Raw genomic sequence first — 24302 nt, 5'->3', positions numbered from 1 at the left:
GGGCGACATATGAGGCGGATTCGGACACGCCCGGAACCCCGGAATCCGCGTGCGCGGGCGGGGACGGAAATGACTACAAGAGGCACGGAAAAAGTGCCGGGAACGATTCGGGGTCGTCCCACGTCTTGATACGAGACCGCACTGCTGTGACAGTTGAGTGCAGCTTAGGCCAAGGCATATACGCCTGTCCGGAGAATCAGAACGTAGGCTGCCCCCCATGGGAAAGAAGCGCTCGGCCGGTGGCGGCGGCGGTCTGTCGCCGGCCCAACAGGCCGCCAAGTTCCTCGGTGTCAGCGTGCTCGCCGGAGCCGTGCTCGCCGGAATCGCGCTGCCCGCTGCGGGCGCGCTCGGCCTCGCGGCCAAGGGATCGGTCGAGGGGTTCGACGAGATCCCGGCCAATCTGAAGACGCCCCCGCTCATGCAGCGCACCACCATCCTGGACAACCAGGGCGGCACGATCGCGACCGTCTACGCCCGTGACCGCACGGTGGTCCCGCTCGACGAGATCTCGCCGTACATGCAGAAGGCGATCGTCGCGATCGAGGACTCGCGCTTCTACGAGCACGGGGCCGTCGACGCCAAGGGCATCCTGCGCGCCATCAACGCGAACGCGCAGAACGGCGGCGTCTCGCAGGGCGCGTCCACGCTCACCCAGCAGTACGTGAAGAACGTGTTCATGGAAGAGGCGGGCGACGACCCGACCAAGCTGGCGCAGGCGACGCAGCAGACCATCGGCCGCAAGGTCAAGGAGCTGAAGTACGCGATCCAGGTCGAGGACGAGCTGGGCAAGAAGAAGATCCTCGCCAACTACCTGAACATCACGTACTTCGGGCAGCAGGCGTACGGCGTCGAGGCCGCGGCCCAGCGCTACTTCTCCAAGCACGCCAAGGACCTGAACGTGCAGCAGGCGGCGATGCTCGCCGGCATCGTCCAGTCCCCCAGCCGCTACGACCCGGTCAACGACGAGGAGGAGGCCAAGCGCCGGCGCAACGTCGTGCTGCAGCGCATGGCCGACGTCCACGACATCTCGCAGGCCGACGCCGACAAGGCCAAGGCCAGCCCGCTCGGCCTCAAGGTGAAGCGCCCGCAGAACGGGTGCATCACCGCGGTCAAGGGCGCCTCCTTCTTCTGCGACTACGTGCGCGAGGTCTTCCTCAGCGACCCGGTCTTCGGCAAGTCGCAGGAGGACCGCAGCAAGCTGTGGCAGCGCGGCGGCCTGACCATCAGGACCACCCTGGACCCGCAGTCCCAGGAGTCCGTGCAGACCTCGGTCAAGAACCACGTCTACAAGTCGGACAAGGTCGCCACGGCCGTCACCCTCGTCGAGCCCGGCACCGGCAAGATCGTCGGCATGGGCCAGTCGAAGCCGTACGGCACCGACAAGGACAAGAACGAGACGGTCCTCAACTACTCGGTCAACGCGGCCTACAACGGCTCGGGGTACGGCTTCCCGACCGGTTCGACGTTCAAGCCGTTCCTCGCCGCCGCCGCCCTGGAGGGCGGCACGCCGGTGACGCAGGAGTACCCGGCCCCGTACGAGATGCCGTACCCGAAGCAGGTGCAGACCTGCAGCGGGAAGCCGTGGGTCAACGACGGCGGCTACCAGGTGGAGAACGAGAACGAGTCGGAGGTCGGCCCCTATCGCCTCAAGGAGGCGATGGAGAAGTCCATCAACACGTACTTCGTGCAGATGCTCGCCGACACCGGCATGTGCCCCGTCGTCCAGATGACCGACAAGCTGGGCGTCGTCCAGGGCAACGGCAAGAAGGTCGACGAGGTGCCGTCCTCGATGACCCTCGGTTCGACCGGTCTGTCGCCGCTGACCATGGCCTCCGCCTACGCGGCGTTCGCCAACCGCGGCACGTACTGCACGCCGGTCGCCATCGACGCGATCACCGGGCCGAACGGCAAGGCGCTCAAGGTGCCGAAGACCACGTGCTCGCGGGCCATGTCCGAGCAGACCGCCGACAAGATCAACACCCTGCTGAGCGGGGTGACCGACTCCGGTACCGGTCAGAAGGCCGGCCTCCAGAGCCGGGACAACGCCGGTAAGACCGGTACGACCGACGGCCGCAAGAACGCCTGGTTCGTCGGCTACACGCCGAACCTGTCGGGCGCGGTCTGGGTCGGCAGCGCCAGCCAGTCGGTCCCGATGGTGAACATCACGATCGGCGGCGTCTACCAGGCCAAGGTCTTCGGTGGTGAGGTGCCGGGTCCGATCTGGCGCGACGCCATGACGGGCGCGCTTTCCGGCAAGCCCGCGCCGACCTTCAACAAGGTCGACATCCCGGACCCCGACAAGGACAAGCACAAGGACCGGGACAAGGACCGCGACAAGGGCCACGACGACGCCAAGCCGGGTGACGGCGGCGGGGGCGACGACCCCTTCCCCGGCGTCTCGCTCCCGCCGGACCTGATCAGCGGCGGCAACGGGAACGGGGGGAACGGCGGCTGGCGCCACTAGTTCCCTGATGAGCAGATGAGAGGGGCGCCCCCGACGGGGGCGCCCTCTCACATGTCCGGGTGCGGCTGCTCTCAGCCGAGCAGCAGGCGCTTGACCGTCGCGGCGACGCGGCCGCCCTCGGCGCGGTCCCCCACCTTCGGCTTCACGATCTTCATGACCTGGCCCATGGCCTTGCCGCCCTCGGCACCGGCCGCCTTCGCCTCCTCGACCGCCTGCGCGACGATCTGCTCCAGCTCGGCGTCGGACAGCTGCTGCGGCAGGTACTCGGCGAGCACCTCGCCCTCCGCCTTCTCGCGGGCGGCGGACTCGGCACGGCCGCCCTTGTCGAAGGCCTCGGCCGCCTCGCGGCGCTTCTTCGCCTCCTTGACGATCACGGCCTGCACCTCGTCGTCGGAGAGCTCGCGCTTCTCCTTGCCCGCGACCTCCTGGGTCGTGATCGCGGCGAGAGTCATCCGGAGCGTCGAGGAGCGCAGCTCGTCACGCCCCTTGATCGCGGCGTTGAGGTCGTCCTGCAGCTTCGACTTGAGCGTGGTCATGACTCGATTGTCGCAGGTGTCACAGCGTCAGCGCCCGCGGATTTCCCCGCCCCTCCCCCGGACGGACCGCGCCGCGCGTCTGACACGATGGACGTATGCGCGCGCGATACGGGATTCCCCTGAAGGTCTCAGCCGGCGTCGCGGCGGTGGGTGCCGCCGGACTCGCCTACTCCGTGGGCTTCGAGGCCCGCTCCTTCCGGCTGCGCCGGGTGACCGTCCCGGTCCTGCCCGCGGGCATGCGACCGCTGCGCGTCCTCCAGGTCTCCGACATCCACATGGTGAGCGGGCAGCGCAAGAAGCAGCGCTGGCTGCGCTCGCTGGCCGGTCTGCGCCCCGACTTCGTCATCAACACGGGCGACAACCTCTCCGACCCCGAGGGCGTCCCGGAGGTCCTGGACGCGCTCGGCCCGCTCATGGAGTTCCCCGGCGCGTACGTCTTCGGGTCGAACGACTACTACGGGCCCAAGCCGCGCAACCCCGCCAAGTACCTCCTCGAGAAGGTGCAGGGCCGCCACGGACTGAACGGGAACCCGCCGGTCGTCGGCGCGATCCACAACCCGTGGGAGGACCTGCGCGACGGCTTCGACGAGGCCGGCTGGCTGAACCTGACCAACACCCGGGGCGTGCTCAAGGTCGCCGGGATCGAGCTCGGGCTCACCGGTGTGGACGACCCGCACATCAAGCGCGACCGGTACGACGAGGTCGCGGGCGGCCCGCTGTCCGGCCCGGACTTCTCCTTCGGCGTCGTGCACGCCCCGTACCTGCGCTCGCTGGACGCCTTCACCGCCGACGGGTATCCGCTGATCCTCGCGGGCCACACCCACGGCGGTCAGGTCTGCATCCCCTTCTACGGCGCCCTGGTCACCAACTGCGACCTGGACACCGACCGAGTGAAGGGCCTGTCCACGCACGAGGCCGGGGGCCGCACCTCGTACCTCCATGTCTCGGCCGGCTGCGGCGCCAACCGCTACACCCCGTTCCGCTTCGCCTGCCCGCCCGAGGCGACGCTCCTGACCCTGGCCCCGAAGCGGTCCTGAGGCTTCGGCTCGCCCGGCCGGTCGGGCCGCTCTAGCGTGGCGGCATGATCACACCCGATGCCGGCGCCGATCCCGCCGTCCCGGTGCCCGAGGGCGCCGGAGCCGTTCCGCTCCGGCGCCGCTCCTCGGCCCTGGCCGCCGCCTTCCGCGCGCTCGTCGCCCTGGCCGCCGTCACCGGCATCGTCATCGACCTCTCGATCAGCAACAGCGTGCTGCGCGTCCTGAGCTACTTCACGATCCAGTCGAACATCCTGGTCGCGGTCGTCCTCGCCGCCGGCGCGCTGCGGGCCTGGAGCGGGCGCCCCGCGCTGCCGCCCCTGGTCACCGGCGGCACGCTCCTGTTCATCGGCATCACCGGGCTCGTCTACCACCTGATCCTGGCCAACGACTCCAGCGGCTTCTCCATGACGGACGACGCCGCCCAGGCCGTCATGACCGGGCCCCGCCAGGTCTCCAACCAGCTCCTGCACACGGTCAGCCCGATCGGCGCCGCCCTCGACTGGCTCCTGTTCACCGCCCCCGGCGCCCTGCGCCTGCGGCACGCCGCGCTCTGGCTCGCCTACCCGCTGGCCTACCTCGGCTTCGCCCTCGTCCGCGGCGCGATCATGACCCCGGGCACGCCGGCCCGCTACCCGTACCCGTTCCTGGACGTCGACGCGCACGGCTACGCGGGCGTCCTCGGCAACGGCCTGACCTTCGGTCTCGCCTTCTACGGGCTGGCTCTGGCCCTCGTCGGGCTGGACCGGATCCGCCCCGCGATCGCCCCCGCCGAAAACCGGATTTCGTCTCAGGCCGCCGGTCCGCTAAAGTAATCGATGTCGCCGCGACCTGCAGAACAGCAGAGAGCGGAGCAACGACATCGGGGTGTAGCGCAGCTTGGCAGCGCGCTTCGTTCGGGACGAAGAGGTCGTGGGTTCAAATCCCGCCACCCCGACAGCCGAAACACCAGGTCAGGCCCGGTACTGAGAAATCAGCACCGGGCCTGATTTGCGTCTGGGGGCCGATCTGGGAGCCATTTGGGAGCCGACTTCGGGATCCGGCTTCAGAGTGGCCCCCACTAGCGAAGCCACGAAGGACTCGTGCTCGACGAGGTCGAGCGCCCAGCCGGCGGGGGCCTCCACCTGACCCGCACTGGCCCGCCTGGTTGTGTCCCAACAGGATGGGGCAAGGCACGCGCCGCAGCAGAGGCACACAGTAGAAGCTCTCCCTTCCGGTGCCATGCGGCGGCCCCACAGCGCAATGCCGATAGGGACTACGTTCGTCCTACGGTTGCCCGCGCGTGCAGGATCTTGTCGAGTACGCGCACCGGTGTACGGGGAGACATGGCAAGTCGAGCTTCAATTGCCCCTTCCCACTGCTCGGTCAGGCCGGCCCTGAGGCGCCGGCGCATACCCGGTGTGACGTGGGCATAGCGCGCTGAGACCGAGCCGTCGATGTGGCCCATGCGTTCGTCCATGAGGACCTTCTCGGTGCCGAGGTCCTCCATCATCGTGCGGTGGGTGTGGCGCAGGCCGTGAGGTGTGAGGCCCTTGGCGATCGGGAGCCAGCAGGCGTCCGCCCGGTCGGTGGCGCCTCGGCCCCGCGCTGGGATACCCGGCCACGGCTCGCCGAGGATCGGAACCGGGCGGGCCTCCTGAGGCGCCTTCTTCGGGTACCAGCCGGAGACCGCCGGGGTGAACAGCCAGGTGGCGAAGCCGTTGCGGCGCCAGTGGGCTGCGTACTCCGACGGGACGCTTCCTCGTACGAACCCGAGTTCCGAGATGGCGAGTTCGACGCGTATGCGGGTGTCCTCGCGGACGCGGTCCGGGTGGTTGAGGACGTTCGACACCGTGCCCGTGGAGACGCCGGCTCGGTGTGCGACGTCGGCGAGCTTCGCGCCTTGGTGGCCGCCGGTGCGGGCTGTGCCCTGGCCTCGGAAGACGTAGGTCCTGCCGTGGCAGGAGCATGGCGTCGGCTTCGTGCGGGCGATGTGGTTGAGGACCAGGGCTGACAGCCATTCCGGCGAGTCGATGGTGCGGTAGCTGTCGTCCTTGGGCGGGCAGAGCACCAGCTCGCCCGTGTCCAGTTCGTACAGCTGCCACTCGACGCGGACGGCGTTGGCACGCACGAACTCCGCTTGCAGGCCGACGACCTCGCCCCAGCGCATGCCGGTGTAGCCCTTGAGGACCGTGGCGACGAACTCGTCGTCGCGGCCGGAGAGCAGGGCTGCCCGCTCTGCGGTGAGCAGGATGCCGAGTGCATCGGTGATGACCTTCTCCGGACCACGGTCGCGGGAGCGGCCCGCACGCTTGCCCCGGCCGCGTCGCCTGGCTGCCGGGTTGGACGTGAGCAGACCCTCGTCGATCGCATCCTCGAAGATCAGGTGGAGGGTCGAGCGCCAGGTCTTGACGCTGGACGCCGCATACACGGCCCGCTCCTTCTTCTCCCACAGTTCGACGTCGGTGCGCAGGATGCCGGCGAGCGCCTTGTCCTCGAAGTCGGGGAGCAGGTGCTCCTCGATGTGGCGCTTGTAGTTCTGCATCGTCGAGGCGGCCAGGTCCTGGGCCTCGTACCAGCGGCTCGCGTACTCGCCGAATGTCTCCTGGCCGAGCGCAGGGTCGCGCCAATCACCGCGCCGGTATTTGTTTTCTGCCTCGCTCGCGGCGCGCTGGGCTTCGCCCTTGGTCGCGAACCTGATCGGCTTGCCGTCCTCGCCGACGACGGTGAGGTGCTTGCCGGGCGCGATCTTGTAGCGGCCGCGCCAGTAGTTTCCGCGCTTCTCGCCGAAACCCATGTATCCCTCCCCTTCTTCGTCGTCGGACTAGGCCGCGGTCCCGAACTGGCTCTGCCGTGCTCGGCGTGGCGGCCTGGCTCGCAGGCGCGAAGTGGGAACGGCGGACGCCGAGGCGGGCTGAGGAGCAGGCGATTTGCGAGTGGGTGTGACCGGTGTCTGCTGCCGCGGCAGCGCAGGCCGCGCCTCGTTCATGCGGATGATCTCGGCGAGGTGCTCGTCCGAGAAGCGGTAGGCGCGGCCGACGCGGGTGAAGGGGATGAGTCGTCGGCGGGCCCGATCCTTGACCCACCAGGTGGAGCAGCCGAGGACCTCCGCCACCTGCTCAGGACGGTGAAGTCGCGGGAGGGGCACAGTCGGGGCATGGGGTATCGCGGCGTGGCGCAAAGGAGGGTGTCCTCTTCTGGCGGGCGTGGGTGCGGCAACACCGATCCGCCGATCGATCGCTGGGATGGCGAGGGTGAGCTGCCCGCGCCGGGGGTTTGCGGGCCCGGGGCGGGAAGTGTGGATGGTAGGCGTTATGCCTCGTCGGCGGGAGCGGCGGCGCCGGGCTCGCTGGGCGGAGGTCCGTACGTTTTCATCAGTTGCTTGCTGGCCTCCTCTGCGATGGCGCTGCTGACTGCGACCTCAGCCTCCTCACGGATGTCGGGGTGCTCGGCCACGTAGGCATCGAAGGCATCGCGCGCCACGGTGAAAGCGGCGTTGGCGCGCTGGGTGCCACGGAAGGCGTCAACAACATCGTCGATAAGTTCCATGGCTCTGGCCTGGGCCGCCAGCTGCGGCGGGCCGACGAGATTGCGCAGGTCGAGGCCGAAGACGTCGGCGAAGCCGATGGCCTCGTCGAGGTTGATGCGGCGCTTGCCGTTCTCGATCCGCCAGACCGCGGACGGGTTCATCTCGAAGCCGGCCTCGTTCAGGCGGTCGGAGAGGGCGTTGGTGCTCCAGCCGCGCGCCTCGCGCTCCAGTTTGATGCGCACCGCGACGTTGGTCTCGCCCCTGAGCAGCACGCCGCCGTCTGTGGCGTCCTCGTCCTTCACGGAACCTCCGTTCGTGGCGGCCTCCGCAAGGTGCAGCGGCCCACCAGAACAATAGCATCCATTCTGCGGTTCGCAGAATGGCTCTGCGAACCGCAGAAGCTGTGGCATAGTGATGGCTCCCCCACCCCACGCGAAACCGGGGGTCCGAGCGCTCGACACACGCCCGGAACGCGAAAAGCCCCCGGTTGCAGCCGGGGGCTCAAGCGCAAACCTCTCAACCGCCATCCCTAGCGATCGACCCGCGGAGACCGGGATTGCCGTCCCATATGGCCCGCGAGCAGAGGAGCTGATGCCCAGTATGGCCGACGCCCGGCCGAACACGCCATCCCGATACGAGGACGGCTCCGCGCCCGTGGACGTGGTGGAGCCGCCGTACAACATGGACGCCGAGCGCGCGGTGCTCGGCGCCTGCATGCACGACAGCGGCGTCATCGACACGGTCCGGCACATCGTCGGTGACGACGCCTTCTACCGGCCGGCGCACGAGACGATCTGGCGTGCGCTGCTGGCTCTGCGGCGCGAGGACAAGCCGACCGACCCGGTCGTCCTCACCGAGCTGCTCCAGCAACAGGGCGACCTCCAGCGCGTCGGCGGCCTCGTCTACGTGCACCAGCTCGCCGACCTCCACCACAGCGTCGGCAGCACAGAGCACCACGCGGACATCATCCGCAATAAGGCCAACCTCCGCCGACTGCTCGCATCCGCCGTCCACACCGTTCAGCGGGCCCAAGAGCCGGGTGCCGACCCCGAGGCGATACGCAGCGAGGTCGAAGCCGAGATGCGGGCCGAGCGGGAGCGGGCGCTGGCCTCCGGGCAGGGCCGCCTCAACCGCTTCGCCAGGGACGGCTGGTCCTTCGTCAAGGAGACCGGTGCGGACGCCGAGCCGCTGTGGGGTACGCCGGACAAGGCCGTATGGGCGCCGGGCGAGAGCCTGATGATCGTCGGCGCCCCCGGCGTCGGAAAGACGACCCTCGCCCATCAGGTGATCTTCGCCCGCCTCGGCCTGTCCGAGACGGTCCTGGAGATGCCGGTCGCGCCGAGCAGGCGGGTGCTCTACCTCGCCATGGACCGGCCCAAGCAGATCGCCAAGGCCATGGCCCGCCGCGTCTTCGACACCGACGAGAAAATCCTCCGCGACGGGCTCGTCGTCTGGGAAGGCCCGCTGCCGGCCACCCTCGACAAGGAGCCCGACCTCCTCGCCGACCTCGCCGCCGCACACCAGGCCGACACCATCGTGATCGACAGCCTCAAGGACGCCGTCAGCACCATGGTCGACGACAGCCTGGCCGTCTCCTTCCACAACGCCCGCATGCGCGCCCTGCGCGGCGGCGTGGAGATCCTGGAACTGCACCACCAGCGCAAGGCCACCGCCGACGCACCGCGCGGTCAGCGCCCCGCGCTCGACCAGGTCTACGGCTCCACCTGGTTCACCGCCGGCGCGGGCAGCGTCCTGTTCGTCACCGGCCGCGCAGGCGACCCCGCCGTCACCCTGCACCACCTCAAAACCCCCACCGGGGAAGTCGGCCCGCTGGACGTCACCCACGACCACCGGCGCGGCACCACCACCGTCGACCCCAGCAAGGACCCCGCCGTCCTGCTGCGCAACGCCCCCAACGGGCTGAGCACCCGCGAGCTCGCGACCGTCCTGACCGGCTCAGGCGACCCCGAACGCGCCGACGTCGAGAAGGCACGCCGCCACCTCGAACGCCTCGTCAGCACCGGCCTGGCGAACAAGGCCGACGGCATCGCCGGCGGAGCCGGAGGCGGCCAGCAGGCCCGCTACTACGCCACCGCCCGGCACCTCACCGCCGTCGGCTGAACCCGCCGACGACCCCGCGAAAGCGTTCACGGAACCGTACACGCGGCCCTCACGGACACACGGCACCACGACCCGCTCACGGCGTACACGCTCACCGCAAAGTCGCAGGTCAAACGATCACGCGAGCGTCCACGCCGTACACGCGCCCAGGCGTACACGCGCGGGGCCCCCTTTAGAAGGGGGCCCGCGTGAACGCCCCCTCCGTGAACGCCCCCTGCACCCCACCCCACAAGCCCCACCCCTCCACCTGGAGCCCACCGCCTTGCACTCTCCTGCACCGATATCCCCGACCGCGCTACGCGGTGGCGGCACCGTCCGCACCGGCGTCGTCCTCCTCGCCGTCGTGGGGTTCACGCTGTCCTACGACGCCCTGCGCCAGATGGCCGTCGCCGCCCACATCCGGGGAGTCCTCACCTACCTCTTCCCGCTCGTGATCGACGGCTTCATCGCCCTCGGCGTCATCGCCCTCATCGTGCTGCGCACCGCCCCACTGCGCTCCCGCCTCTACGTCTGGACGCTCGTCGGCCTCGCGACGATCACCAGCATCTGGGCCAACGCCCTGCACGCCGTCCGCCTCAACGAACGCACCCGACTCCACCTCGACAACGCCACCGTCGGGGCCCTCTCCGCCATCGCCCCGCTCGCCCTCGCCGGCGCCGTGCACCTCCATCTCGTCATCAACCGCCATCTCTCCGCCGAGCGCACTGACGAGGAGACGCGGCCGGTCGATGTGGCGGCCGCACCGTGGAACGTGGCAAACGTGGCACCGGAGATCGCTGACGAGCCCACGCCCGTCAGCGAGAACCCTCCGACCGCGGGCGAGGAATCAACGCCCGTCGACCACGAGCTGCTCGCCCTCGCCCGCACGGCGCCACGAGGACGCGGCGGCAAAGCCTCTCGCCGCCACATCGAGGAAACGGTCCGCGGCACCGGGCGTTCGATCAGCAAGGACGACGCGGAACGCGTGAAGGACGCGCTCCAGGCCGAACTCGACGGGGCCACCGTCCAGGAACAGAGCGCCCAAGACCCTGTGCTCGTCACCTAGCCGCCGCCCAGCACCTGCGCCTCGTCCCCGTGCCGGTCAGCACGGGGACGAGCTCCGTCCAGGTCACGCCCGCACCCTCACCCCACACAGAACAGGCCCTCATGCGCATTCCGAAGCAGCAACTGCCGACCACGACACCGGAGGTGAAGCCGAACACGAAAGCTTCCACCGAGCCAGCAAGGTATCCCGCTGGACCGTCCACCGGCCGGTCCCACGGGGAAGCCTCCGCCCCGGGGGTGGCGGAGGCAATCGGGCACCAGGGGGTGCCCGAGGAGGAACAGCCCGTCGCTGACGTGCCCGTCCCGCTGCCGCGTGCCGCCGACGAAGCCGCCCTGCGACGAGTCGCCCGCCGCCGCAAGCCCAACCCCGAGGGACGCCGCAAAGATCGCGTCGACGCCCGCTACAGCGCCGAGGAGAAGGCCGCCATCGTCAGCAAGGCCAGGTCGCTGAACATCAGCGGCGCCCACTACGTGGCCCTCGTCGCTCTGGGCCACGTCCACGGCGACCTCGCACCCGCCGGCCAACGCACGGCCCTCGACGACTACATCGACGAGCTGAACGCCCTGCGCCAGCAGGTCGCCAGGATCGGCCACAACGTCAACCAGATCGCCCGGAAACTCAACTCCGGCGGCCATCCACACCCTGGGGACAGCGGGCTGCTGGCCCAGACCGGCCTCACGCTCACCGCCGTTGGCACAGCCGTCCGCCACATTGCCCAGGCCACGAACCAGACCGTCGCCAACAAGGCGGCCGGATGATCGCCAAGATCAGCGGCGGCAAGAGCACCGCCGGCCTCATCCGCTACCTGTACGACACCAAGAAGGCCAAGGACCACACCGACCCTCACCTGGTCGCCTCCTGGGACGGCTTCGCCCCCGACCCTGGTCGCGCCGACGACTTCGACACCGCCAGGAAGGAACTCGTCGCCGACCTCGACCTGCACGTCAAACAGGCGAAGCGACTGGGCCGCACCCCCGAACAACACGTGTGGCACTGCTCGATCCGCGCCGCCGACACCGACCGCCACCTCAGCGACGACGACTGGGCCGACATCGCCCGCCGCGTTGTCGCCGCCACAGGCATCGCGCCCAAGGACGACCCTGACGCCTGCCGCTGGGTCGCCGTCCGCCACGCCCCGGATCACATCCACATCGCCGCCACCAAGGTCCGCGCCGACCTGCGCACCGCCCGCCACTGGAACGACTACCTCACCGCCGACCGCGAACTCGCAGCCGTCGAGAAGGAGTACGGGCTCCAGCAAGTGGTCCGCGGCGACCGCACGGCCGCCAAGCGACCCACCCGCGCCGAACAGGAGAAGGCCAAGCGCACGGGTCAGGCGCACAGTGCCCGCGAACGTTTGCGGACCACCGTGCGCACGGCCGTAGCCGCGGCAACGAGCACCGAAGAGTTCGTCCGCCTGTTGGAAGCCATGGACGGGGTCCGCGTAGAGATCAAGCACTTCCCCTCAGGAGACGTGCGCGGCTACACCGTCGCCCTCGCCGGTGACATCAACCAGGCCGGCGAGCCCGTCTGGTACTCCGGATCCACCCTCGCTCCTGACCTGTCACTGCCCAAGATCCGTCGGCGCCTCGACGCCACCGACTATCAGCAGCTACAGGGGTCGCGCGAGACCAATCCCTGGCACCGGGCCACCGCGTCCACGGAGCGCATCCCGCACCACTTGGAACGCCATGACGACGCAGCCGCGCAAGCGCACTTGGCCGCGTTCGGCGAGGCCCTCGACGCACTACCTCTTGTCGCGCCCAAGGGCGCACGCTCCCATCTACAGCAGGCCGCCGCGCAGTTCGAGCGAGCCACTCGCTCCCGAACCCAGCCCGACCACCAGCACGCCCGTGCCCTACGCGGCGCCGTGCGTGCCATCCTTCGCGAGCCTGCGCCCCGGGACGGTGCCCTGCTCGCGATGTTCCTCGACGCCGCGATCCTCGTGGTCGTCGCTGCCGCCCGCTGGCACGAGCTCCGCCATCACGGTCAGCAGGCAGCCGCCGCCCGCCAGACCCTGAGCCACCTGGAGAGCGCCTACGACCAGGCCGCAGCCCTACCGCTGGCCGCCCTCACTCAGCGTCGGCCACCCCAGCATGTCGCCGACCAGCACATCCGCCATCTTCACCGGGCCGTTCCGGAGCACGCTGGGGAGATCATCGAGGACCCTGGCTTCGGTGCCCTGTCCACTGTTCTGGCCGACGCCGAAGCGGCAGGACATGATCCCCAACGGCTTCTCCAGCAAGCGGCCCATCAGCGGGCCCTGGACGACGCAGCCTCGCCGGCCCGTGTCCTGACCTGGCGTATCCAGCGACTTGCGGCCCGTCCCGCCCCCAGCGCACGGGCCCGCGCGGCGCAGGCACGCAGCGGCCATGCCAACCGGCCACATCATGGGCCGTTCTTCGGCGCCCAGGGAACACCGATGGGTACGCCGACGGTGCCCCGGTCGGGCCGTTCCCGCTGAAGGGCTCAGGGGTTGGTTCCACCGGGCAGCGCGAGGTCGCAGACGCAAGAATATGGACATTCGGTCCTGCGACGACCGTCCCTTTTGGGCAGGAGGAGCCGATGTCCATCGGCGTGCACCCCGGCACCCCCGAGGCCGAGGCTTATCTGCAGCATTTCCGCGAGGTCGCTACCGAGGAGATACAGCAGGGGATGACCGAAGAGGGGCAGGAAGGTGCCCTCCTGCGGATCGCGTTTGGAGATCATCTCGACGGTGTCAGGGCGACTGCCACCTTCACCATGAACAGCCACCCTGGCATGGTGTTCATCCGGACCCGCAACATCCTTCCTGTGGACGGCACACAATGGGATGCCACGTTCGCAGCAGGGTTGTTCACCACCACTCTCTTCGAGAAGTTCCATACGTGGGCCAAGCGCCAGGAACCCGTGAACGGGACCATCGCCTACTGAGCCCGAGGAGCAGCCATGCTTGCCGGATCAGGAGGTCGGCAGTCGGACGGGCCGGATCATGACCGTCAGCGCAGGCGCGTCCGGTGCCGACTGCGAGCGCCCGATCGACTCGTAGCCCCACTTCTCGTAGAGGGCCTGGACACGGCCGTCCTGGTTGGCCGGGGACACCATCAGGGAAGCCTGCTCCTCCTCACGGCCGGCGAGGAGGGAGTCGTGGAAGGCGCGGGCGACACCGCGACGACGGTGGGTGTCCAGGACCATCATTTCCTTGATCGCGACCGTGGTGCGGGACGCGATCTCGGGGGCGGGTTCGGGAGCGGTTCGCTGCCACCAGCGGTCGGTGACCGGGGTGAGGGTGTTGCAGTAGCCGTAGCCGACGGGGGTGCCGTCGATGCGGGCGATGACGGTCTCCCAGCCCGGTTCCTTGCCGTGTCGGGCGAGGCGTTCGGCGTAGCGCTCCACCGAGTAGTGCGGGAGGTGGAGCTGGTCGGCGCGGACCTGGGCGTAGAGGTCGATGAGGGTCTCCCACACGGTGTCGATGTCGTGGGCGTGTTCCAGGGTGACGTCGAGGGTCATCGGGTGGGTCCTTCGAGGTGGTGGTCGTGGGCGTACCCGGCCCAGAGACGAGCGTGGCTGGAGCCGGGGGCGAGGCGTTCGAGGGTGTAACCGAAGGTGGTCAGCATGCCGTGGACGCGGGGGTGTGCGGCCTGAGGGTCGGGCATGGACATCGCGGTGCGGACGGCTGGTCCGATGTCGCCCTGGCCGAGCTGGGCGCGGGCGAGGCGGGTGGTGGTGATGGCGCGGGAGCGGGTCAGCGGGGCACGCAGGAGGGCGAGGCTCTTGTGGGCATGCCCCTCGGCCGCTTCGTAGTCGTGGGCGGCGAGGTGAGCGGCAGTGGCCAGCGAGTGGATCTCGGCCCGGTCGAAGAAGGCGATGAGCCAGAGAGGACGAGGTGCGTCGGCTTCGGCGCGGTCGTAGGCGTCGAGGGCCAGGTCCATGCAGCGTTCGATGGCGCGCGGGTCGCGGCAGACGCCGTGAATGGCGGCGTGTCGGGCATGGCCGAGGGCGGCGAACATCGGGTCGGTGCGGGTGATGCGCAGGCGACGAGCGGCGTCGTTGGCGGCGAGGGCGTCGACGGGGCGGCCGAGGTGACGGTACATGGATCCGGCGTGGGACCAGATGCGGAACTGGATGGCCTGGTCGCCGGACATGCCGGCCAGGGCGGTGGCCCGGTCGAAGTGGCGTTGCGCGGCATCGAAGCGCCGGCCGTCGATCGCGGCCCACATCGCCGAACTGGTGAAGGAGGCGGCGGTGGCGAACAGCATGCCTTTCACGCGCTGCGAGCAGGAGCCGCTCTGCACCAGGCCCAATGCCTCACCGGCCAGGGCGAGCGCCTGGTGCTCGATGCTGGCCCGTCCACCCTGGCGATGGTCCTTGGCGATGATCTCCGCGAACTTGCTGTGCAGGCGGCCGACATCACTGGCCCCGACCCGGTGCTGGGAGGCGGCTGCTGTCGCGGGGAGGGCTGCGCCTAGTGCCAGTGAGGCAGTCAAGGTGCCGAAGGCTCGGCGGTGCACGTCAGGATCCTCGCTCTCCACGGGCGGACTCGTCCGCGGGATGAAGCCCAGCTCGACAGCGGGCCTCCCGAGCACGATCTCCAACGCCATGCGCTGCTTGGTGCGTGGCCAACGGGTCCTGTAGATCAGGTTGTAGACGGTGCGCGCCGACATCGCCCCACGCGCACCGGTGAGGGATTCGATCGCGTCGTTGCACGCCTCGGCTAACTCGTCCTGAGTCAGATCGAGTTCTCGCATCCGATCCAGAAGTACCCCGTTGGCCTCCATGACTTGGACGGTAGCGGTGTGGTGACCTGCGGCTGAAGCCCGAAGGTAAAACCTTCCGGTCCGCCGCTCCCGGCCGCCATCCCAACTTTCCTGGGCCCCCGCTCCCGCCGGGCCTGTACTGGGTGACGCAACACAACGCGCCCTCTGGGAGCCGCCACTCGAATCGGCTCTCCCCGCGCTCCCGGAGGGCGCCCCACCACCCGTCCCGTACAAGGCGAGGGAGCCATAGGTGAGTGCCGTGACGACCAGCAGACCGCATCAGCACCGCGACTACCCGATCGACGTCGCGCAGGTCGACGCCGACGTGAAGTGGGCCCAGCAGATCCGCCTCACCCTTCCGCCGCCCGTATCGGTGACCGAGCGGGCCGTCCGGCTGCGCGGGCTGCTCGCCGATCTCGTCTCCTGTGGGGTCGTCCCCGAGAACGCCCACACCCGGCCGCTGTACCGCAGCGCCCACTACCTCCTGCAGCTCGACGTCCACGGCATGAGGCACACCGGCGCGGTGGACCACCTGCGGGCCCTGGCGATCTCGGCCCGCGCCTTCAGCGCCCTGTACCGCCTCCACCAGTCCAGGACCCAACGGCAGATCGAATCCGAGTCCGATTTCCCGTCTGAGATCGAGGAGAAGGCATGACCATCACCGACAGCGCACTGAAGACCGGCCGCGACGTGGCCGGCGACGACCTCTTCGAGAGCCTCGCCCACTTCGTCGTCCTCCACGACCACGTCGAACGGGACGTCGCCGAGCAGATCGCCGACCAGGCCGTCGCCTTCCTCGTGACCGCCGCGACGGCCACCGTGCCGATGGTCCCGTCCGACGAGGTCGACATGGGCCTGCACGCCCTCATCCTCCACACCAAGGAGTATGCCGAGCTCTGCGACCGGTTCGCCGGCCGCTTCCTGCACCACAACCCCAAGCCCGGAGGCGGCGCACGTGACCCCGAACTGGTCGCCGCCTCCGCCCACGCGATGAAGGCCACCGGATTCCGCGTGTTCGACGCGCGCTGGACGGTCGACGGCGAGAATCTCGCCCAGTGCGACTCGGACTGCGGCCGCCCCTACGGCAGTGCCGCCTGACCCCGACCACCACAGCGCCCCCGCCCGCAAGCACTCGGCGGGGGCGCGCCCGCTCGGCCCGCGAGAGGAACCTCTGTGCCGCCGTCCATCCCCGACCACCTGATGATCGGCCTGTCCATCGCATCGTGCGATCTCGTGCTCGACCGCCGGGGCTCGACGGTGTGGAACATCGTCACCGGCTCAGGCCGCTACGCCCTCAAACTCGGCTACCCCATCGAGGCAACCGACCAGTGGCCGGGCCAGCCATGGACCGCCCGCGCACCGGGCCGGGAAGCAGCCGTCCTCGCCCACCTCGCCACCGAGCACGTAGCTTCCGGCGACTGGGAACGGGGCACCTGGAACATCCAGCCCTGGCACGAAGGCCCCGACCTCCAACACCTGTGGACCCGCACCCGTGCAGACGGCGCAGTCCCCGACATCCAGACCGCCTTCGAATGCGCCGGCGCCCTGGCCGAACTGCACGAGGCGGGCTGGGCCCACGGCGACATCCAGCCCGCCCACTTCCTCATCGGTCCCGACCGCACCCACCTCATCGACCTGGCACTCGCCCACGGCAAGCCAGTCCCCGACACCGTCGACTTCCCCTTCCGCGGCTGCCTCGTCCACTACGAAGCACCGGAGATCTCGGCCGCTGTCCTCGACGAAGACCAGGCCATCCCGACACAGGCAGCCGACATCTATGGACTCGGCGCCACCCTCCTCATGGCGGCCACCGGCAAGCGAGCGGTCATCTACCCCGACAACGCACCCAGGCCGGCACAACGGGCAGCAATCGTCGCCGGCAACCGCCGAGCTGTGACGATGCCTGGGCCGATGGGCCCACTCGTCCTCGAGATGCTTCGACATGCACCAGGAGACAGGCCGACCGCCGCTCAAGCGCTACGTGCGCTGGCTCAGCTCACTTGAAACCATCGCAGTCCCTATCCCCGTGCACCATGTGTAATGGGCAGCCACATCACCGCCAGGTCCCGCACTGTCTGCTTCAGATCCGAGTCCTGCGCTGGGCTTCGATGCGCTCTGGCTCATCCCGTCGCCGAGAGACCGAAATCCGCTCCGGAGATGGTAGCGAGAGCGGCAGTGACTTCTTGGAGAGGCGCCTGCAGCCCGACCAAAGCTGCGCGCATGGCCGGCGCCTGTTCCCAGGCCCGTTCGTGATCGAGCGGACCAGTGTCCGGGGCGCGCCTGGCTTCCCAGTCGAGGAGTCGGGGATGCCATTCGGTGGTGAAGGGCCGCAGCACGACATTGAGCAGGCGATCCGCCAGTTCCTGCACCGAATCGGGGGCAAGGGCAGGTGCCTGGAGGCCCACGCTGTAGCGGTGGAGCGTGTCGCGGGTGAAGGAGAAGAGGCTGTTCAGGGACGTCAGCGCCTCGCGCAGGCTGCCGCCGTCCGCGGGCAGCGGCTGCACACCGATCCGGCTGACCAGTTCGACCTGAAGGTCGAAGGCGGCCATCCGCTCAGCCTCACTCATAGCCATCGGCGCGGTCTCCCTCCGCCCTCCGGGGACTGGTACCCCGCCCAGCGTAGTGGCGGCACCGAGGAGGGAGAGCACCGTCCGACGCAATACCTCTGCCCGGGCCGGTTCCGGCTCGTGGTGCCGCCAGGCGTGGTCGATCACCGGGTGCAGGCGGTGGCCACCGGGGCTGGGCTCCAGCAGGCCGCGCGCGGTCAGTTCGGCCAGCCCCGCCGCCGCACGACGGCGCGCGACCGCCGGCCGCAGTCCGTCGGCGGCGAACGCCGCCGCGGCGTCTGCTTCGGTCACCGGCAGCGGGAAACGCGCGCCCGCGCAACGCAGCACGTCCCTGGCCTCGCCCGGAGAGGTCAGCGCATCGCGTACGTAGTCCGCGGTGATCTCCTCGCCGGCGAGGAGATCGAGCAGCGACCGGCCCGGTTCGTACAGCCCGGCCACAAGGCTGGTGGCGTCCTGCCCCGCGTGCACGGCTCGTCCCAGCAGTGCGAGAGCCCCAGCGTGCCCTCCGACCGCGTACACCACGTCGGATCCGCCGCCGAGCACAGCAGCGGCCTCCTGCGGCAGCGGCTCCAGGTCGAGGTGCTCGCCGAGCCCTCCGTAGGCCCGGCTCCGGGTGAGCAGCAGGGTACGCACGGCAGGGTGCGGAGCGGCCAGCTCCGCGGCGGCGCGGGGCGGCAGTCCGCACGGCACGTCGTCGACGATGTACAGGCAGGGGCCGTTGCCGAGGAGGTCGCCGGCCGGCGGGCATGGCGCGTCGGCCCGCGCCCAGTGCACACCGCCAGGGAAAGCCGCTCCGAAGCGCATCGCGTACTCCCGGGCGAGCCGGGTCTTGCCGATCCCGGGCATCCCGCGCAGTTGCACGGGCCTGGCCACGGTGCGGCCGGTGACCAGGGGAGCTTCCTGCGCATGCAACGCACTGTGCAGCCACCACAGTTCGGGAAGTCGACCGGTGAACTCACCCACGACCGCCGGCAGCACGCCGTGTATCTGCGGTGGCTTGATCTCCAGGGGCATGGGTCCCGGCACCTGGCGCAGATGCCGGACGATGTCCGATGCGAGCTCTTCAGCCCGGCCGTGCCGGGTGTCGCGGAGCTCCACCGGGTGGATGTGGTCGGTGAAGGGCTCAGGGTTCACGACCAGGACCCTGCGCCGCGGATCGCCCTCGCTCAGCCCGGCGAGAAACGCGGCGGTCAGCTCCCATTGGCAGGCAGGGCGCTCCGGATAGCCGGTGGAGTAGTACGCGAGGAGTACACGGGACTCCGCGAGAGCCCGGCGGATGGTTTCACTGATGCCGGCGAAGCCCGCGACAGCGGACTCGTCGGTGAACACCTTCAGTCCCGCCTCGGAGAGCGCTCGGTACAGCGGCCGGACCAGGTCGGCGTCTCTGCGGCTGTAACTGAGGAAGACGTCCCACACGATGCCCTACCCTACTGTGGGGATCCGGGGAGGCGATCATGACGCAGTCCGGCGAGGCACCGCGGCGTGGGCGCGGGGCACCGGCTCAGGTGACGGCGAAGCTGACGATTCCGTTCGTCGGCGAGGTATCCGGCGTGTGGGAGCCCGCGGATGCCGAACGCACGGCCGCATGGCAGCTGTACTTCCAACTGGCCAGCCGGGTGGCGGTGGTTCCGCTGGAACGCGAGCAGGGTGTTCTTCGCGAGGCGCTCAGTTCGCTCTACTCCCTCTACGACGTCACACGCGGGATCCTCCATGAGCACGGCCCGGCGGTCGCGCCACCGGTGCCTCCGGGGCGCCTGACGTTCGGTGTACTCGCAATGGTGACCCTGAACCGCGTGCTGCGACCCCTGCTGACGGTCTGGCACCCGAAGCTCGCGGCGTACGAAGCCTTGCGGCCCGCCGACCAGGACCCGGTGACATACGAACGGCAGTGGCCCGAGGCCGAGGAGCTGCGCCACCAGCTGGCAGCCACCCGCGAGGCGCTGCGCTCCCTGGCTCGGACCCTCCAGCAGGTCGCAGGCGTGGGTGACTTGATCGACCTGCCTGTACCCCACCCGCCGCGTCTTCCGGCTCCGCCTCGCCAACGTCCCATCGACGGGCTCTCTGAGGGCACCCCCCCCCCGCTGATTAGAGAGAAGCTTCTGGCTCTTGCGGCCTGAACAGACGTCCCAGGCTGTTCAGGCAGTCGCCCTTTCTCGATGCGGACGGCTCGAGATCACCGCTGCAGTCCGCGACACGACGCGACCGCCCGTCCCCCGTGTCGATGGGTCCACGCGTCCGGTGCCACCACACCCCGCCCGCTGCGCATGCGTGGCGGTCAACTGTCGAGCCGGCGCCCCGCGAGCCAGGCGACCATCTCGGGGTCGTGGTGGTCGAAGAAGAGGGAGCTCCCGGTGTCGAGCGTGGCGATCCGGGCCATCTCCTGGTCGGTGAGCTGGAAGTCGAAGACGTCGATGTTCTCGGCCATGCGGTCGGCGCGCACGGACTTGGGGATGGCGATGACACCGCGCTGGGTCAGCCAGCGCAGGACGACCTGGGCGACCGACTTGCCGTGCTCCTTGCCGATCCCGGCGAGCAGCGGGTTGGTGAACAGGTCGTTCTTGCCTTCGGCGAAGCCGCCCCAGGACTGGATCTGCACGCCGTGCTCGCGCATGAGGGTCTGGTAGTCGGCGCGCTGGAAGAAGGGGTGGGTCTCGATCTGGTTGACCTGCGGGGTGATCTCGTTGTTGATGATCAGGTCGAGCAGGCGGTCGGGGTAGAAGTTGGCGACGCCGATCGCCTTGGCCGCGCCTTCGCGGTTGAGGGCTTCCATGGCGCGCCACTGGCCGTAGACGTCGCCGTAGGGCTGGTGCATCAGGTACAGATCGAGGTGGTCCAGGCCCAGCTTGGTCAGGGACGTCTCGAAGGCGCGCCGGGCGTTGTCCTGCGCGGGGGCGTCCTGGACCCACAACTTGGTGGTGACGAACAGGTCCTCGCGCGGGATGCCGCTGGACCGGATGGCCCGGCCGACAGCTTCCTCGTTGCCGTACGCGGCAGCTGTGTCGAGGAGCCGGTACCCGGCCGCGAGGGCTTCGGACACGGCACGTTCCGTGTCCTCGGCGGGGATCTGGTAGACGCCGAAGCCGAGGAGCGGCATCTCGACGCCGTTGTTCAGAGTCACGTACTGCATGAGGGAAGTCCTTTGTGGTGCGGGCGAGTTGGAGTCAGAAGCGGATGAGGGCCTTGAGAGCCTGCCGGTCGGCCATGGCCCGGTATGCGTCCGGGGTCTCGTCGAGGGTGCAGGTCCGGTCGAAGACGCGGCCGGGGGCGATGGTGCCGTCCAGGACGTCGGGCAGCAGCCGCCGCCGCGTCCCTCTGGGCTGAGTCCCCCGCGCCGGAACGGGGGACTCGCGGGGGGGGCCGGGTCAGCGGATCGGACGGTGGTGGGCCGAGTGGCGCATGCGCAGGGTGATGTAGATGAGGTCCGCCGCGAACAGTGCGATGCCGATGATCAGCAGGAAGAGGAGTCCGTCGGCGGTGGCACCGATGAGGCCCAGCACGAGCGCGATGATGATCAGGGCCAGGAAGAGCGTCATGTGGGCTGCCCCCTCGGTCGGTCGGGGAGCTCAGCGGCGGGCCAGCTGGCGTTCGCCGTTCGCCCCGGGCTTGTAGGGGAGGTCGTAGTGGCGGAAGACCGCCTCCTCGGCCTCGGCGGGAAGCACGTCGTCGCTGCCGATCGAAGGGCACTGCTTCACCAGCGCCTTGTCGTGGGCGACCTTCACATAGCCCGGCCCGGCCGTCGCGCCGTCCAGGGGGACGAACACCAGACGGTGCCGGGTGGGCAGACCGATGCGGACCGTGGCCATGGCCGGCTCGTCGGTGCTGGTGTCGACGTAGACCGATTCCAGCTCACCGATCCTGTGGCCCCGCGCGTCCACCACGTCGTGGGTTCTCCACTCACGGATGTCTGCCATCTGGATCATGCCGACTCCTGACGGTGTGCCGCCTGTCGGGGCGGCCATGGCCGGCGAGTCCCGCCGTGGTCTCACGGTACTCCGCGCGCCCGCAGTCCTGCCCCGCAAGCTCACCGACCGGAGTACCCTGGAGACACCGGGAGTAACTCGAACACCCGCTCCCACGCGGACGTCGTTTCCGGCGATCACTACACTGGGTCGTCCTGCGGGGCGGCCCGGGGACGGGTCCGCGATCATGACCACCATCGTCGCACCCCCGCGTCCGACACGTCTGTCGCTGACGCCCAAGACCACACTCGCCGGCCTCCTGGACGGCGCCTGGTGGCCCCGTTCGCGTGACCTCACCGCTGAACTCCCGCCGCTGGCCGACGCGTTGGAGGGGCAGTTCGGGCGCATCACCCGTGTCATGGTGAACCCCAGCCACTGGCCCGTCATCCCTCACAAGGTTCCCGCCACCGGTCACCTCGTGCACGTCGGCTGGTTCACCGAGCTGGATCCCGACAAGACGATCCTGCTCTCCTACACCGTCGGCCGCTGCGACCTGCTCGTGATCCCGCCCGAGACCGAACCCGCCGCGGCCGCCCGGCTCATGGCCGCCGCCGCCCTCCCCGGCAGCATCCTGACCGCCGGGGCCCTGCTGTCCGACGAGGCCGCGACCAGCCGTCGTATGCGGGAGGCCCGGAGCGGCGAGGAAGCCTGGGAGACCGACGGCGGCTCCGACCCGCCACCGCAGCGGCACCCGGTCATCGGCCGGCGGATGATCCCCCTGCCGGGGACCCCGGGGCGGTGACGTCATGGAGACCCTGATCGCCCTCGCGGCGGTCGCCCTGCTGATCGTGCTCGGCACACGCCTGATCCACCGGCTCAACGCCCAGCACGACGCGCGCATCGCCGCCCACCGGTTCAGCGACCCCTACCCGCCCATCCACCGACCGCCCGGCCACGGCCGGCACACGCCGACGGGGCGGGCCACCCGGCCAAAGGTCACGGACACGTGGCCCTGACCGGCTCGGGAAAGGACCCGGCCATGGCGACACTGCGCGAGCGGCAGGACTACCGCACCCGGGTCCTGACCGCGCTCTACGAAGCCACCGAAGGCAACCGACTCCTCGGAGTCCCCGGCCGTAAGCTCCGCAACGACCTGCGCATCCCGGAGGAGGACCTGGCCGCCGCCTGCACCTACCTCGCCGGCGAGGACCTGATCACCGTCGACTGGGAACCGGGCAACACCCCTGCGATGGTCTCCCTCACCCATCAGGGGATCCGCCGCATGGAAGCCGAGGAGGAGGCACGCGGCTGAGCCGGACCGCCGGACGGCCCTCGTTCTCCCTCTGCCGGTCCGGCCCGCAGGCGTAGCATGGGACATGGATCGAGCACGCTCACGTGTGACGATCCGGAAGGGCGGCCTCGGCGGAGTGAATGCGCTGGGGCCGTTGTGACGACCGGCGCCGTGCGGCCCGCGCACGCGACGTCAGGTCGCCGCCCGGTGCTGGTGGCCCACCTCGCGTGCGAGGTCCAGTCCGAGGACGCGGTCGAGAAGGGCGAACGTCTCGAACTTGGCGCCGGCCGGTACGTCCTCGCGCGTCGCCATGGTGGCCAGAGCGTCCAGGACGGCGGGGACGCCGAGATCATCGGCCAACGCCGCACGGGCGTCCCGCAGCACCTCGGCGGGGACCGGCCTGGACGGCTCCTGCGCCCAGTCGGCCACCGACTGCCGCCAGTGCTCCAGCATCCGCCGCGCCTCTTCGAGCTCCGCGCCGGTGACCTCGACCGGCGCGCGGTAGGCGTGGCGGAGCATCAGCAGCCGCACCGCCAGCGGATCGGTCCCCTCCGGCACGACGGCGTCCGCGGAGCCGCGGCCCACCTCGACGAGGACCCCGCCGGCCATGTCCGCCGGCGGGGTCCCGTACGCGTGGACGTGTACGTCGGCAGCGGCGCCGGGCGCCGCGGCCGGAGGATGGGCGCCGGCGGCGGGCGGGTGGATGCCGAGGTCGGACATGGCGCGGTCGAGCGCCCGGGCCTGCTCCCCCGGCAGGTCCGGTGCGGTGAGGAACGTGCGGGTCTGCAGACCGTGCAGCTCCGCCGTGCGGGCCAGTACGTCACCGACGAGGAGCGTCCGCAGGTCCGTCGTGCCGGTCCCGGCCTCGTCGGCCGGCAGGTGGACGCAGATGCTCAGCAGATGGCGGCGTACGGGGGGAATCTCCACGAGGTGGCCGGTACGGGTGTCCACGATACGCAGCATGATGCGGAGGTTAGCCGTGCGGAGCGCCGGTACCGGGGAGGACCGGACCGGATGGCCGTGACGCGGCCCGACCCGCCCGTCCCCGCGTCGAGGAGTCCACTCGTTCGGCGCCACCGCCGCACCCCGCCGCACCCCGCC

26 protein-coding genes, 1 tRNA gene and 1 pseudogene are annotated in these 24302 nt (G+C 70.0%); 16 read left to right on the top strand and 12 right to left on the bottom strand.

The annotated features are described in order from the left end of the window. The first annotated feature begins 217 nt into the window (after window positions 1–217). A complete protein-coding gene (locus tag IAG42_RS19220; RefSeq protein ID WP_188338203.1) occupies window positions 218–2464 on the top strand; it encodes a transglycosylase domain-containing protein in 2247 nt (748 codons plus the stop codon). A gap of 71 nt (window positions 2465–2535) precedes the next feature. Here the strand turns inward: IAG42_RS19220 and IAG42_RS19215 are convergent, their stop codons facing one another. Further along, window positions 2536–3000 carry a GatB/YqeY domain-containing protein gene (locus IAG42_RS19215; RefSeq protein ID WP_188338202.1) on the bottom strand — a complete coding sequence of 155 codons (465 nt, stop codon included), beginning with the start codon at window positions 2998–3000 and terminating at the stop codon, window positions 2536–2538. A gap of 95 nt (window positions 3001–3095) precedes the next feature. Here IAG42_RS19215 and IAG42_RS19210 point away from each other — a divergent pair, with 95 nt between their 5' ends. The 3 genes from IAG42_RS19210 (at window position 3096) to IAG42_RS19200 (ending at window position 4971) form a co-directional block, all read left to right on the top strand. After that, the gene (locus IAG42_RS19210; RefSeq protein WP_188338201.1) at window positions 3096–4037 is read left to right on the top strand and encodes a metallophosphoesterase; all 942 of its coding nucleotides are present in this window, start codon (window positions 3096–3098) and stop codon (window positions 4035–4037) included. 44 nt (window positions 4038–4081) lie between these two features. Further along, on the top strand, window positions 4082–4849 hold the full coding sequence (locus tag IAG42_RS19205) for a Pr6Pr family membrane protein (RefSeq protein WP_223206077.1): 768 nt from the start codon (window positions 4082–4084) through the stop codon (window positions 4847–4849). 48 nt (window positions 4850–4897) lie between these two features. Continuing rightward, window positions 4898–4971: transfer RNA gene (locus IAG42_RS19200), tRNA-Pro, on the top strand. Window positions 4972–5289: 318 nt separating this feature from the next. On the opposite strand, the gene IAG42_RS19195 is transcribed toward IAG42_RS19200, so the two are convergent. The 3 genes from IAG42_RS19195 to IAG42_RS19190 all read right to left on the bottom strand — a co-directional run bounded on the left by IAG42_RS19195 (window position 5290) and on the right by IAG42_RS19190 (window position 7844). Then, window positions 5290–6810, bottom strand: coding sequence for a LacI family DNA-binding transcriptional regulator (locus IAG42_RS19195; protein WP_188338200.1), 1521 nt, complete (start codon window positions 6808–6810; stop codon window positions 5290–5292). A gap of 27 nt (window positions 6811–6837) precedes the next feature. Continuing rightward, the gene (locus IAG42_RS38055; protein ID WP_394811225.1) at window positions 6838–7194 is read right to left on the bottom strand and encodes a helix-turn-helix domain-containing protein; all 357 of its coding nucleotides are present in this window, start codon (window positions 7192–7194) and stop codon (window positions 6838–6840) included. 131 nt (window positions 7195–7325) lie between these two features. Further along, entirely contained in the window at window positions 7326–7844 is a 519-nt protein-coding gene (locus IAG42_RS19190) for a helix-turn-helix domain-containing protein (RefSeq protein WP_223206076.1), read from the bottom strand. A gap of 289 nt (window positions 7845–8133) precedes the next feature. Here IAG42_RS19190 and IAG42_RS19185 point away from each other — a divergent pair, with 289 nt between their 5' ends. From IAG42_RS19185 to IAG42_RS19165, 5 genes are all read left to right on the top strand, one after another. Then, window positions 8134–9663: a DnaB-like helicase N-terminal domain-containing protein gene (locus IAG42_RS19185; protein WP_223206075.1), complete on the top strand. Its 1530-nt coding sequence runs from the start codon at window positions 8134–8136 to the stop codon at window positions 9661–9663. Window positions 9664–9925: 262 nt separating this feature from the next. Continuing rightward, window positions 9926–10708: a DUF2637 domain-containing protein gene (locus IAG42_RS19180; protein WP_223206074.1), complete on the top strand. Its 783-nt coding sequence runs from the start codon at window positions 9926–9928 to the stop codon at window positions 10706–10708. 236 nt (window positions 10709–10944) lie between these two features. After that, window positions 10945–11466 (top strand): plasmid mobilization protein, encoded by a 522-nt coding sequence (locus IAG42_RS19175; RefSeq protein WP_317453323.1) that lies wholly within the window; start codon window positions 10945–10947, stop codon window positions 11464–11466. Then, entirely contained in the window at window positions 11463–13172 is a 1710-nt protein-coding gene (locus IAG42_RS19170; protein ID WP_223206073.1) for a relaxase/mobilization nuclease domain-containing protein, read from the top strand. Before IAG42_RS19175 ends, IAG42_RS19170 begins: the two co-directional genes overlap by 4 nt. 101 nt (window positions 13173–13273) lie before the next feature. Further along, window positions 13274–13621, top strand: a complete 348-nt coding sequence (locus IAG42_RS19165) for a hypothetical protein (protein ID WP_188338197.1) — start codon at window positions 13274–13276, stop codon at window positions 13619–13621. A gap of 27 nt (window positions 13622–13648) precedes the next feature. Here the strand turns inward: IAG42_RS19165 and IAG42_RS19160 are convergent, their stop codons facing one another. Next, window positions 13649–14197, bottom strand: coding sequence for a GNAT family N-acetyltransferase (locus tag IAG42_RS19160; protein WP_188338196.1), 549 nt, complete (start codon window positions 14195–14197; stop codon window positions 13649–13651). Next, window positions 14194–15465 (bottom strand): XRE family transcriptional regulator, encoded by a 1272-nt coding sequence (locus IAG42_RS19155; protein WP_188338195.1) that lies wholly within the window; start codon window positions 15463–15465, stop codon window positions 14194–14196. The genes IAG42_RS19160 and IAG42_RS19155 overlap by 4 nt, the downstream gene beginning before the upstream one ends. Window positions 15466–15703: 238 nt before the next feature. On the opposite strand from IAG42_RS19155, the gene IAG42_RS19150 reads away from it, so the two are divergent. The 3 genes from IAG42_RS19150 to IAG42_RS19140 all read left to right on the top strand — a co-directional run bounded on the left by IAG42_RS19150 (window position 15704) and on the right by IAG42_RS19140 (window position 17448). Next, window positions 15704–16099: a hypothetical protein gene (locus IAG42_RS19150; RefSeq protein ID WP_188338194.1), complete on the top strand. Its 396-nt coding sequence runs from the start codon at window positions 15704–15706 to the stop codon at window positions 16097–16099. Continuing rightward, window positions 16096–16542, top strand: coding sequence for a glycine-rich domain-containing protein (locus IAG42_RS19145; protein WP_188338193.1), 447 nt, complete (start codon window positions 16096–16098; stop codon window positions 16540–16542). The genes IAG42_RS19150 and IAG42_RS19145 overlap by 4 nt, the downstream gene beginning before the upstream one ends. 75 nt (window positions 16543–16617) lie before the next feature. Continuing rightward, on the top strand, window positions 16618–17448 hold the full coding sequence (locus tag IAG42_RS19140) for a protein kinase family protein (RefSeq protein ID WP_394811224.1): 831 nt from the start codon (window positions 16618–16620) through the stop codon (window positions 17446–17448). A gap of 116 nt (window positions 17449–17564) precedes the next feature. Here IAG42_RS19140 and IAG42_RS19135 read toward each other — a convergent pair whose 3' ends face one another. Continuing rightward, on the bottom strand, window positions 17565–19427 hold the full coding sequence (locus tag IAG42_RS19135; protein ID WP_188338192.1) for a toll/interleukin-1 receptor domain-containing protein: 1863 nt from the start codon (window positions 19425–19427) through the stop codon (window positions 17565–17567). 38 nt (window positions 19428–19465) lie between these two features. Here IAG42_RS19135 and IAG42_RS19130 point away from each other — a divergent pair, with 38 nt between their 5' ends. Beyond that, window positions 19466–20128 (top strand): hypothetical protein, encoded by a 663-nt coding sequence (locus IAG42_RS19130; protein WP_223206072.1) that lies wholly within the window; start codon window positions 19466–19468, stop codon window positions 20126–20128. A gap of 158 nt (window positions 20129–20286) precedes the next feature. Here IAG42_RS19130 and IAG42_RS19125 read toward each other — a convergent pair whose 3' ends face one another. The 4 genes and pseudogenes from IAG42_RS19125 to IAG42_RS19115 form a co-directional block, all read right to left on the bottom strand. Next, a complete protein-coding gene (locus IAG42_RS19125) occupies window positions 20287–21138 on the bottom strand; it encodes an aldo/keto reductase (RefSeq protein ID WP_188338191.1) in 852 nt (283 codons plus the stop codon). 34 nt (window positions 21139–21172) lie between these two features. Further along, a pseudogene (locus IAG42_RS38050) lies at window positions 21173–21310 on the bottom strand (IMP dehydrogenase); the annotation flags it as partial. Between the two features lie 63 nt (window positions 21311–21373). Continuing rightward, complete coding sequence (locus tag IAG42_RS19120; protein WP_188338190.1) at window positions 21374–21544, bottom strand: hypothetical protein; 171 nt, start codon at window positions 21542–21544, stop codon at window positions 21374–21376. A gap of 30 nt (window positions 21545–21574) precedes the next feature. Further along, the gene (locus IAG42_RS19115; RefSeq protein WP_188338189.1) at window positions 21575–21931 is read right to left on the bottom strand and encodes a PRC-barrel domain-containing protein; all 357 of its coding nucleotides are present in this window, start codon (window positions 21929–21931) and stop codon (window positions 21575–21577) included. 226 nt (window positions 21932–22157) lie between these two features. Here IAG42_RS19115 and IAG42_RS19110 point away from each other — a divergent pair, with 226 nt between their 5' ends. The 3 genes from IAG42_RS19110 to IAG42_RS19100 are packed head-to-tail and all read left to right on the top strand — an operon-like array spanning window position 22158 to window position 23222. Beyond that, a complete protein-coding gene (locus IAG42_RS19110; protein WP_188338188.1) occupies window positions 22158–22712 on the top strand; it encodes a DUF5994 family protein in 555 nt (184 codons plus the stop codon). 4 nt (window positions 22713–22716) lie between these two features. Continuing rightward, complete coding sequence (locus IAG42_RS19105; protein WP_188338187.1) at window positions 22717–22926, top strand: hypothetical protein; 210 nt, start codon at window positions 22717–22719, stop codon at window positions 22924–22926. Window positions 22927–22949: 23 nt separating this feature from the next. Then, window positions 22950–23222 (top strand): hypothetical protein, encoded by a 273-nt coding sequence (locus IAG42_RS19100; RefSeq protein WP_188338186.1) that lies wholly within the window; start codon window positions 22950–22952, stop codon window positions 23220–23222. A gap of 171 nt (window positions 23223–23393) precedes the next feature. Here IAG42_RS19100 and IAG42_RS19095 read toward each other — a convergent pair whose 3' ends face one another. Further along, entirely contained in the window at window positions 23394–24164 is a 771-nt protein-coding gene (locus IAG42_RS19095) for a cysteine--tRNA ligase (protein WP_188338185.1), read from the bottom strand. Between the last annotated feature and the right edge of the window lie 138 nt (window positions 24165–24302).

It is taken from the genome of Streptomyces xanthii, from assembly GCF_014621695.1.
Lineage (GTDB): Bacteria > Actinomycetota > Actinomycetes > Streptomycetales > Streptomycetaceae > Streptomyces > Streptomyces xanthii.
The sequence above is the reverse complement of the archived record's forward strand: the minus strand, read 5'-3'. Positions and strand labels throughout refer to the sequence as shown.

Excerpts from the sequence above, each read along its gene's own strand:
- IAG42_RS19220 (WP_188338203.1), top strand. The coding sequence starts at position 218 with ATGGGAAAGAAGCGCTCGGCCGGTGGCGGCGGCGGTCTGTCGCCGGCC.
- IAG42_RS19215 (WP_188338202.1), bottom strand. The coding sequence starts at position 3,000 with ATGACCACGCTCAAGTCGAAGCTGCAGGACGACCTCAACGCCGCGATC.
- IAG42_RS19210 (WP_188338201.1), top strand. The coding sequence starts at position 3,096 with ATGCGCGCGCGATACGGGATTCCCCTGAAGGTCTCAGCCGGCGTCGCG.
- IAG42_RS19205 (WP_223206077.1), top strand. The coding sequence starts at position 4,082 with ATGATCACACCCGATGCCGGCGCCGATCCCGCCGTCCCGGTGCCCGAG.
- IAG42_RS19195 (WP_188338200.1), bottom strand. The coding sequence starts at position 6,810 with ATGGGTTTCGGCGAGAAGCGCGGAAACTACTGGCGCGGCCGCTACAAG.
- IAG42_RS19185 (WP_223206075.1), top strand. The coding sequence starts at position 8,134 with ATGCCCAGTATGGCCGACGCCCGGCCGAACACGCCATCCCGATACGAG.
- IAG42_RS19170 (WP_223206073.1), top strand. The coding sequence starts at position 11,463 with ATGATCGCCAAGATCAGCGGCGGCAAGAGCACCGCCGGCCTCATCCGC.
- IAG42_RS19165 (WP_188338197.1), top strand. The coding sequence starts at position 13,274 with ATGTCCATCGGCGTGCACCCCGGCACCCCCGAGGCCGAGGCTTATCTG.
- IAG42_RS19160 (WP_188338196.1), bottom strand. The coding sequence starts at position 14,197 with ATGACCCTCGACGTCACCCTGGAACACGCCCACGACATCGACACCGTG.
- IAG42_RS19155 (WP_188338195.1), bottom strand. The coding sequence starts at position 15,465 with ATGGAGGCCAACGGGGTACTTCTGGATCGGATGCGAGAACTCGATCTG.
- IAG42_RS19145 (WP_188338193.1), top strand. The coding sequence starts at position 16,096 with ATGACCATCACCGACAGCGCACTGAAGACCGGCCGCGACGTGGCCGGC.
- IAG42_RS19130 (WP_223206072.1), top strand. The coding sequence starts at position 19,466 with ATGACGCAGTCCGGCGAGGCACCGCGGCGTGGGCGCGGGGCACCGGCT.
- IAG42_RS19125 (WP_188338191.1), bottom strand. The coding sequence starts at position 21,138 with ATGCAGTACGTGACTCTGAACAACGGCGTCGAGATGCCGCTCCTCGGC.
- IAG42_RS19120 (WP_188338190.1), bottom strand. The coding sequence starts at position 21,544 with ATGACGCTCTTCCTGGCCCTGATCATCATCGCGCTCGTGCTGGGCCTC.
- IAG42_RS19115 (WP_188338189.1), bottom strand. The coding sequence starts at position 21,931 with ATGATCCAGATGGCAGACATCCGTGAGTGGAGAACCCACGACGTGGTG.
- IAG42_RS19110 (WP_188338188.1), top strand. The coding sequence starts at position 22,158 with ATGACCACCATCGTCGCACCCCCGCGTCCGACACGTCTGTCGCTGACG.
- IAG42_RS19105 (WP_188338187.1), top strand. The coding sequence starts at position 22,717 with ATGGAGACCCTGATCGCCCTCGCGGCGGTCGCCCTGCTGATCGTGCTC.
- IAG42_RS19100 (WP_188338186.1), top strand. The coding sequence starts at position 22,950 with ATGGCGACACTGCGCGAGCGGCAGGACTACCGCACCCGGGTCCTGACC.
- IAG42_RS19095 (WP_188338185.1), bottom strand. The coding sequence starts at position 24,164 with ATGCTGCGTATCGTGGACACCCGTACCGGCCACCTCGTGGAGATTCCC.